This window comes from Thermovirga sp. (assembly GCA_012523215.1).
Classification (GTDB): domain Bacteria; phylum Synergistota; class Synergistia; order Synergistales; family Thermovirgaceae; genus 58-81.
Map to the genome: position 1 here is coordinate 1 of JAAYIZ010000083.1, position 2,554 is coordinate 2,554.

Consider the following 2,554-nt stretch of genomic DNA (forward strand, 5'->3'; position numbering starts at 1 on the left):
CCCTTGGCCATGTGAAAGTCCAGCATCTGCTCCACGTCCATCTTGTAGATGTGGTCGGCGGCGAAGATGAGGACATGATCCGCATCGTAGAGCGTCACAAGATGCAGGTTCTGGAAGACGGCATCGCAAGTACCCTGGTACCAGTGCTCCCCTCTCCACATCTGGGCCGGGGCGACGGTCACGAAAAGGTCCCTGTCCCTCAGGGCACCGCCGAACTGCCAACCCCTCTCGATGTGCTCGTTCAGGGACTGGCTCTTGAATTGGACCAGGACGTAGATCGAGAAAATGGAGCTGTTCACCAGGTTGGACAGGGCGAAATCGACGATGCGGTACTTGGCGGCGAAGGGCACGGCCGGTTTGGCCCTGTACTTGGTAAGAGGCATCAGCCGTTCACCCCTTCCCCCCGCGAGGACAAGGGCTAGAATCTTGCCGTGTTTGCCGTAGATCATGGTGGAACCCCTCCAGTCTTGAGAAAGGTCATGATGGATCGGTCAGCGAGCCGTAAAGGGTCATATAGGACCGTGCCGAGGCATCCCAGGAGAAGTCCTTTTTCATGCATCTCCCGCGAAGCAGCGCCCAGCCCCGAGGTTCCAGGAAATGGGCCAGGGCCCTTTTTACCGTACCGATCAGGGCTTCGGCGGTGAAGTCATCGAAAAGGAAGCCCGTCCCCGCAGGAACGACATCGGCGTCGGCGACGGTGTCGGCCAGGCCGCCGACGGCCCTGACGACGGGTACCGTGCCGTACCTCATGGCTATCATCTGGGAGAGCCCACAGGGCTCGAAGAGGGAGGGCATGACGAAGATGTCCCCCCCTGCGTAGGCCAGCCGGGCGAAGCCTTCGTCGAAGGCCCCGCGGAAATGGAGGCTTTTCAGATTCCCCAGGCTTTCAGCGGAGAACCTTTCTTCCAAGGCTCTCTCGCCGGTACCTACCACCACCAGCCTGGCGCCCAGGGCGACCAGTTCCTCCAGGGCGCCCAGGACCAGTTCCATGCCCTTCTGCCGGACAAGCCTCCCCACCGAGACTATCACCGGTCCCCCGGAGTCCTCCCAGCCGCACGCCTCCACCAGGGCCTTCCGGCAGACCTTCTTGCCCTTCATGTCACCCAAGCGGTAATTCGCCGGCAGGGCCGGGTCGCTCCAGGGGTCCCATGATGCCGTGTCCAGGCCGTTGAGTATCCCCCTGATCTTGTTCCTGCGGTATTGAAGCACCCCTTCCAGGCCCTCGCCGTATTCGCTCGAGAGGATCTCCCCGGCGTAGCCGGGGCTCACCGTCACCACGGCGTCGGAAGCGGTTATGCCTCCTTTGAGCAGGTTGGCCTTTCCGTAGAACTCGACACCGTCCAGGGAGAAAGCGCCGGGGCCGAAACCCCAGTCGTCCAGCACGGAGAGGGGAAGGACACCCTGGTGGGCGAGGTTGTGGATGGTAAGCACCGTATGGGGCCTCTCCAGGGCGGCGCCGTAAAGGCGGTGGTGTTTGAGCGCCGCGGCGGCCAACGAGGCGGACCAGTCGTGAAGGTGAAGCACCTTGGACCTCCAGGCGCCCGAGAGAGCGCATTCCACGGCGGCCATCGACAGAAAGGCGAAGGGCAGGGCCGTGCCGGCATAGAGTTTTTCCGGGTAGACGACGGGGTTCGAAAAGAGTGCCGCCTCCTCGAGCAGGTAAAGGGGCACCCCGCCCACTTCGACGACCCGAAGAGGGGAGCATATTTCCCGCCCCCCGAGAGAGACGCATACCCGTTCCGGTCCCGAAAGGGGGCGGGCTCCCAGGTCCCTGGCTTTTTCGGCCGCGCCGGGCCATGCCGGGGTTATCACCCGGGCGTCGACGCCGAGCCGCCGCAGCGCGCCCGGGAGAGAACCGGCCACATCGGCCAGGCCGCCGACCTTGGAGAGGGGCGCCATTTCCGGGGTCACATGGAGAACGGTCACACTGGTAGGATCATCAGTCCCCATCCGGGTCTTCTCCCACGAATTCGTGTTTAACCTGCGATACTATTGTACTATGGTAAAAGAAGCCTTGCCACCGGAGGACATGGTGTATGATCCTTTCCGGGCGCGAGAAGACACCTGGCGCCCTGCGGAGGTCATGCCTGTGAGTCCTGGAGGTTGGGTTTCACTGTTGCCGATCACGGTGCTTCTGGCGTCGGTCATAGCGACGAAGCGCTCCCTGGAATCGATGGTGGCCGCCATCGCCGTGGGATTCATGCTCACCGACGGCCTGGCTTTCTTTCCCTCGATGCTGGAGACGATAAGCCGAGTGATGCAGGACCCGACCATAGGCTTCGTGATACTCCTTTGCTCCTCGATGGGCGCCCTCGTCGCCGTTCTCGACCGGTCGGGGGGCACCAAGGGGTTTGGCGACTGGGTGGCCTCAAGAGTCTCCACCCGGCGGGGGGTGCTCCTGGCCACCTGGGTCATGAGCCTCTTCATCTTCATCGACGACTTCCTTATAAGCCTGACCCTGGGGACCTGCATGACGCCGTCGGCGGATCGCTTCAAAGTGCCCAGGGAGATGACCGCCTATGTGGTCAACTCTTCCGCCGCCCCGGTGGCCTCA

The 2,554-nt window shown here is 62.9% G+C and carries 3 protein-coding genes; 1 reads left to right on the forward strand and 2 read right to left on the reverse strand.

Annotated features, from left to right (window positions below):
- Window positions 1-449 (reverse strand): NTP transferase domain-containing protein (locus GX108_02450; protein NLO55908.1); only part of this gene is annotated, 449 nt, incomplete at its 3' end.
- 28 nt (window positions 450-477) lie between these two features.
- On the reverse strand, window positions 478-1,950 hold the full coding sequence (locus GX108_02455; protein ID NLO55909.1) for a glycogen synthase: 1,473 nt from the start codon (window positions 1,948-1,950) through the stop codon (window positions 478-480).
- Between the two features lie 166 nt (window positions 1,951-2,116).
- Here GX108_02455 and GX108_02460 point away from each other — a divergent pair.
- A partial coding sequence (locus tag GX108_02460; protein NLO55910.1) for a sodium:proton antiporter occupies window positions 2,117-2,554 on the forward strand: 438 nt, incomplete at its 3' end.

What these genes read in the sequence shown, in the direction of transcription:
- GX108_02455 (NLO55909.1), bottom strand. Translation starts at nt 1,950, where the DNA reads ATGGGGACTGATGATCCTACCAGTGTGACCGTTCTCCATGTGACCCCG.